At 54.6% G+C, this 6,622-nt stretch carries 3 protein-coding genes and 2 pseudogenes; 1 reads left to right on the top strand and 4 read right to left on the bottom strand.

Features of this window, described 5'->3' with window-relative positions:
* Window positions 1–177: 177 nt before the first annotated feature.
* Window positions 178–1,727 (top strand): annotated as a pseudogene (locus CCR84_RS05390) (IS3 family transposase).
* A gap of 194 nt (window positions 1,728–1,921) precedes the next feature.
* On the opposite strand, the pseudogene CCR84_RS05385 reads toward CCR84_RS05390, so the two are convergent.
* From CCR84_RS05385 to CCR84_RS05370, 4 genes and pseudogenes are all read right to left on the bottom strand, one after another.
* Window positions 1,922–2,230: pseudogene (locus CCR84_RS05385) on the bottom strand (IS1634 family transposase); the annotation flags it as partial.
* A gap of 705 nt (window positions 2,231–2,935) precedes the next feature.
* Window positions 2,936–3,715 (bottom strand): DUF6602 domain-containing protein, encoded by a 780-nt coding sequence (locus tag CCR84_RS05380; RefSeq protein WP_201210366.1) that lies wholly within the window; start codon window positions 3,713–3,715, stop codon window positions 2,936–2,938.
* 124 nt (window positions 3,716–3,839) lie between these two features.
* On the bottom strand, window positions 3,840–5,567 hold the full coding sequence (locus tag CCR84_RS05375) for an ATP-binding protein (RefSeq protein WP_201210365.1): 1,728 nt from the start codon (window positions 5,565–5,567) through the stop codon (window positions 3,840–3,842).
* A 9-nt stretch (window positions 5,568–5,576) separates the two neighbouring features.
* Window positions 5,577–6,590: an SIR2 family protein gene (locus tag CCR84_RS05370; RefSeq protein WP_201210364.1), complete on the bottom strand. Its 1,014-nt coding sequence runs from the start codon at window positions 6,588–6,590 to the stop codon at window positions 5,577–5,579.
* Between the last annotated feature and the right edge of the window lie 32 nt (window positions 6,591–6,622).

Below are 6,622 nucleotides of genomic sequence, written 5' to 3'. Positions count from 1 at the left end.
TGTTTGCGCACTGGGAATTCGTCTTCTCAGCAGCGAAGGGTCATGGATGAGAAGAGCCGTATGAGTCGAGAGGCTCACGTACGGTTCTGTGAGGGCCTGAGGGGGAGGTTCCCTCGGGCTACTCGACTCTCCGTTGAACGGAGTTTTATAGAATCAGGGGCGATGACGAGGTGCTTTGTGGCGAGATATTCCCGAGAGAAGAAAGAACATGCGCTGGCGCTGATGAGCGCGCCGGAGAACCTTCCGGTGGCGACGGTGGCGTCGCGGACCGGCATCCCTGAAGCGACGCTGTACCTGTGGCGGAACCGGGCGCGCGCCAGCGGTCGGGCGGTGCCCGGCAACGGCCAGAACGCCGAAGACTGGAGCGGTGCCGACAAGTTCGCCGTCGTGCTGGAGACCGCCGCGCTGTCGGAAGCCGAACTGGGCGAGTACTGCCGCAAGAAGGGGCTGTACGTCGAACAGGTGAAGGCGTGGCGGCAAGCGTGCGAGGAGGCCAACACGGTGTCCGGCGAGCGGGTGACACCGGCGCAACGGGCGCAGGAAAAGAAGCGGGTCCGCGAGTTGGAGAAAGAGCTGCGGCGCAAGGAGAAAGCCTTGGCGGAGACAGCGGCGCTCCTGGTGCTCTCCCGAAAAATGGAGGCGCTCTGGAAAGAAAACGGGGACGCATGACTGCGTTGCCAGAGCGCCAGGAACTCGTGAAGGAGATCAAGGTGGCACACGCCGCCGGCGCCCGCTTGGCGCGCGCCTGTGCCGAAGCAGGTCTGTCGGTGCGCACCTACGAACGCTGGTGCGTGCCGGAGGGTGTCCGGGGCGATGGCCGCCCGAAGGCAGTACGCCCGCCGCCAATGCAGAAGCTGAGCCAGGAAGAGCGGCAGAGCATCCTGAAGGTTTGCTGCGAGCCGCGCTTTGCCGACCTGCCGCCGAGCCAGATCGTGCCCCGACTGGCCGACGAAGGCGTCTATCTCGCCTCCGAATCCTCGTTCTACCGCGTGCTGCGGGAAGCCGACGCGCAGCACCACCGGGGCCGGCAGCGCTCGCCCACCCGGCGGGAGCCGGTCCGGCATGTCGCCACGGGCCCCAAGCAGGTTTGGTCCTGGGACGTGACCTATCTGCCGAGCCACACCCGGGGCCTGTTCTTCTATCTCTACGCCGTGATCGACATCTACAGCCGCAAGCTGGTGGCCTGGGAAGTGCACGAAAAGGAAGGGGGCGACGAGGCGGCTGCGCTCATCGCACGCGCCACCTGGCGCGAGCAATTGCGCGGCAAGCCCTTGATCCTGCATGCCGACAACGGCGCGATCCAGAAGTCCTACACGCTCAAGGCGAAGCTCGAATCGCTGGGGATCACCCCTTCGCACAGCCGTCCCAGCGTCTCGGACGACAACGCGCATATCGAAGCCTGGTTCCGTACCTGCAAATACATGCCGGGCTACCCGGCCAACGGCTTTGCCAGCATCGACCAAGCGCGGGAATGGACGCATCGCTTCGTGACCTGGTACAACACCGAGCACTTCCACAGCGGGCTTGCCTTCGTCACGCCGGACGCGCGTCACCGCGGGGAGGATCGACGCATTCTCGAACGACGGCGGCAGGTCTATGCGGCGGCACGCGAGCAGCATCCGTTGCGCTGGAAGCGTCACACACGCGCCTGGGTGGCGCCCGAGTGCGTCTGGCTCAACCCGCCGGCGAAGGCTGAAGAGGCTGCTCAGGCGAGGAAAGCTGCATGAGCGCGCCGGGGTCAAGGGCGCGGCCCTGGCCGCGGCGAAGCTTTACCCTTGACGCCGGGGCGCTCATCCACGCTATCGGCGCCGGGGGCGGCGAACGCCGGCCCCGGCTGCCTCACGGCGAGTGCGGGGTTTGGGGCAGCGCCCCAAGCGGCTTGAAAAATGACAGGAGTTTTTAAAGAGCAGCACCGTTTTTAACGACATCTATCTTGACACCGACCGATCTCGCCAAAACCCAGTTCCTTCCACAGTTCCGTGAGCGCCCAGACGTCGCCCAAGGCGCGCGCCGATTCAAAGGTGACTTCCGGCGTCGCCGCCGGGGGGAGGCCTTCGCGCCCGGCCACCTTCAGCAGGCCATTGATGACCGAATCGAGAGCGCCACCGATCTCGTCGAGGCGTCCGAGAGTGGCGACGGTGCGTTTCTTGACCCGGCCGGTTTCATCCCGGAAGGACTCAAGCAGTTGGACATAGCGGCGGGGCCCGGAGCGGGTGATCTTGACATACATGCCCCTACTCTATCACCGGCATAAAGCCTGTCAAATATCTTCTAACTTTCGTTCGACGTGCCCCCACAAACGTTTTGCCAAGAAAACCCGTAAACCCGCGTAAACACTAGGGTTGAGCCTCAAAAACCGGGATTTTTATGACAAAACTGTCGAACTCCGGGGCGCACCGTTCCCAAGTGAACCTGAAGTATTCCGCTATCGCTCTGTAGCTATAGACCCTGGCCAAATAGGCGGCCACGATCGGGGCATTGCGCTCTTGGTGGCGGGCAGAAATAGACGCCAGAGCGGGTGCCCCGGGGCGCTGGGTCTGCGGCACAGTCGGCGCGTCGCCTCGAATAGTAGCCTTGCTCTGCATTCGCTCGACCAACTCGTCACCGAGATAAATCTGCTGCCAGAAAAGTAATGTCGCAATGCGAGACCTGACGCCATCCATGCGGGATCGGGAAGAGGCCCTCGAAAACCCAACAGAGTATCTTGTATATTTTGCGCATACGCTATTACTTCGCGCCTAACGTGAAAGCGAGGGGCCACGCGCTTTTGCGCAGTCCCCTCGACTGGCGGGTTAGGAAAGCATTGACTTAATCGGTTTCTTTACTATTCGGCTCCTCGCAACTTATTGATTCTTAGGAGGACGGCGAGATGTCTTTTGAATTAATCAGCGCTTCCTCATGTGCTATTTTCATATGACTTCGAGTTTCCGGTTTACTAAAACTGCAATGGCGTAGTGCGGCCGAGCGGCAAGTAGAACTTTCGGTGTTGCTCTTTACCACCTAGCATCGGAAACCACGCGAAGCCTGCGGTTGAATGGTCAACGGACGAAATAGAGTCAATGAGATTGCCCATAAAGTACGAAGGAGCTACGCCAGAAAGAACATATGAGTGCCAAACAGCTCCTTTCTCGTAACTATTTATATCTTCTCCACGAGCCCAGTAACGAACAAATAGGTCTTTGCCGCAGGAAATACAGTTCACTGGACATCGTGTGCTTTCATACGCCTCGCCGACAGCTCCGAGGAGGCGCTCTTGCAGTGAATCGTTTCCCTCGAAGACAAAGAGGCCAGTCCAAACAGAACCTCCGCCCGTTGAATCTCGGCATAGATCCTCAATTTTTGACAGTTTTTCTAGAGTATCTGTCATTGGCCTTTTGCCGATAAGTTTGGTCTTGACTTCGATAACGCCGATGACTGCATCTGGCGTGACGATTAGCAAATCACCCTCTCTGAAGAGAGTAGGTTTGTTTGAGTCAACGATCAAAATATCAACTTGAGTTGAACTCTCGGTCGGGGTAACAATAAAGCCCCGGCCAATGGTGACCGAGGTAGGAAGATGTCTCCTTAGTACGCTCCTAAGCGCAACTTCCTTGGACTCGCCGTCCGTTAGCCAATGACTAACCAGATTGCGGATTCTGTCCTTGAGTGAGTACAACTCTTCTGTAACCGAGCGATGGAATGATCCGAAGTCAGGTTGTGAATTATTGTTTCCCATCTGGTATCTCGTTGTGTATCGTGGCTGTTGGCGAAGTACCTAACGCTTGAGTTCAGCGGCGCGTTCTAGCACGTCCGCTAGAACGCATTGCTATAGCGAAATCAGGCTGGCAGATTTGTGAAAACTATTGAATATTCTGCTTTCGCCAATTTTCGACAGCGATCGACAGCCGCCTCTCCTTGACTGGATTTTGCCATTCATCCCAGAAATTGACCGTGCCGCTATTCGGTTTGTTTTCTGGTTCGTCGATTCGAATTCTGCTCGGTAGCAAGCTCGCATCACCGACAACCAAAGCCTCACCTGTATCGAGGGTCGGAAGAATGTCACTGAATCCGCCTAGGCTATCGGGGAGAAGCCGCTTGATAACACTTTGGTCCTCCGCATTCGTCAACCTCATGGATACAAAGTTGCTGCATTGGCTGAGCATTGTCTTATTTACTTCGGATGGACGCTGGCTGATTACAACAAGGCTAACGCCATATTTGCGACCTTCCTTAGCGATACGCTCGAAGATATCCAGGGAGATGTCGTCGGCAGAATCAGCCATGGTTCGCTGAGGCATGTAGAGGTGAGCTTCATCACAGAGGAGCGCAATGGGGTGGCGTAGCTCAGACGGTGTCCATTGCTGCACAGAGAAGGTAACTCGTGCGACAAGGGAAACGATTAACGGCAGAACGTCTGAAGGAACCTCGGAAAAGTCTATTATTTTTATCCCAGCCTTGCCGTTCTCGCCTGTGCTGCCAAGCACTGCATTGGTGAACTTTTCAAGCCAGTCAAAATCCAACACATCTCCACCACCGTTGAACATGAAGCCAAGGCGTCTATCGTAGATTTTATTCTCAAGGCGAGAAATCATTCGGGCTAGTTTTCCAAAAAAATCACCTTGCTTGTCGCCACGGGATCCAGGAACCATCTCGACGTTGATCTCATTCAATTTTCCCATGAGAAAATTAAGATCAAACGGGACAGGGCTGTCGACAGTGAAGTTCTTAAGTACTTCGTGCTGGCCCTTGTCCTCCAGATACTTGCGTTTCGCTTGATTGATCTCGCGCGCCATAATCATGGCTTGGTTGGGGGCGTTCTGGTCACTGCGATCAACAAACATTGATACGAGCGCCTCATACGAAAGTAGCCAGTAAGGTAGATGAAGTACCCCGTCGTCGATTGTCCTCTTGGTATCAACGTCTGCTGGCCCGGCAATTTTGAAGTGCTGAATACCTCCGCCTACTAATGGTGAATATTCTCCGTGAAGGTCAAAAACAAGGGCATTCGCGGTAGATAGCCCTGACATCTGCTCGATAATCTTGGCAGTCGTCCAAGATTTTCCCGAGCCGGTGCTACCCCCAATGAATGCATGACGCTGGAAGAACTTGTTGCCGTTGAGATAGGCAACAGCGTGTTCATCCAGTGTATATTTTCCAAGGGTCAGGGAATTTCCGTCGTCCGAGACGTTAGAGAGCGTGCGCATAAAGCCAGTGAGGTTTTCGCCCTCTAGAGAAAAGCAATTTGCATCGATTTCTGGAACACTTTCCAATGTGCGACGGAAAACATTCTCCTTTTTTCCATCACGATCCAGCATGGTACCTATCAGAGCGATACGGCACAGGTTTAGCTCTGAAGCTTGGTCAATAATGCCGTCTATAGCAATTTCCTCGATGCCACGTTTGCGAGTCACCTGTGTGATAAGGCCTATAAGATGCTGCCCTGGCCTGCTGCTTTGCAGTACAGCGAGGTGATTAACTTGCAGGCGTTTGAGTTGCTCGACATTTTCCACATCTACGATAACATTTGTGGTGTCGACGGAGGCAACCTTCCCAAGCGCTTCATGATCCTTAAAGCTAAAAATTGGCATGACGTCTCCCTACATAATAAGTGACAGGTAGCCTTCAAGGCTCCAGATGTTCTTTTCTACGATCAACGGATCTTTAACCAATGATGAGTAGACTGTGGACTGATCGTCTGTCGCCCCACGCTCTATCGCTAGGTAGTTCTGCGCCTTGCTGTCAAGAATGAGTTTCTTGGCTGGTTCGGAAAGCTGATACGTGATAATGGTAATAGGCGTGTGATGGCGTAGGCATTTAACTATAAGCTTCGGTTGGATGTGTTCGTCATTAAATCCGTAGCCGATGCATAGATATGACGTGGCGGCGTTAATCGCTTGATCAGCATTGTTGATGATGGAGCGAAATGGCTCAAGGTGGGTTTTTTGGTACTTGTGGGTGCCGGGAGTGACGATTTGAGGTTCGTAGTTTTCGGGTATTCCACAGATATTGGCGAGGGCAACGGTGTCGTCTAAAGGGGATTGGAACCAATCTAATGATCCATGAACCTTCCAGATGTTCACCCGGCGCGATGACATAATTTCATTTGATGTGGCGAGCTGACGAAAAAAGCCATGAGTGAAGCCAGTGAAGTGGTGAATTCGCCCTTGGTCGCAGGCATACTCTGCCAATCGATCATAATTCGTGGTGACGATGTTTATTATCTTTAGGCTGCTTCTGAACATATGCTCAAGAAGGCGGCTCAAAGGAAACATCTCTTTGTTCTGAAGGCTTTTTAGGAAGGTCTGTATATCTTCGGAGTTAATGAGTGTCCAAGTTGCTTTGATAATTCTGGCGGTGAGTGCCTCTGAAACGGCGACTTGATGTAGGGCGGACTCTAAGCCTATGCCATCGGCTAAGATTTGGCGGAATTTGCTCCAGGCTTCAAGCTCAGCTACAGATAGGTCAAAAAGGTCGGTATGCGCGACCAAGTACTTCGAAAGTGCCCCCATTCCGGACATGCCATGTGCAGCCGATGCGCCACTACCTAAGATAATAACGGGAGCCTTGCCGTAAAAATCCTGGGCTTGCTTTTGGTAGTCCGGTTCTGACATGTCAATTTCCCACCATTCTGTTTCTCTGCAGA

It is taken from the genome of Rhodocyclus purpureus (genome assembly GCF_016653115.1).
GTDB classification, from domain to species: Bacteria; Pseudomonadota; Gammaproteobacteria; order Burkholderiales; family Rhodocyclaceae; genus Rhodocyclus; species Rhodocyclus purpureus.
This window is presented reverse-complemented; position numbering and strand designations above follow the sequence as displayed.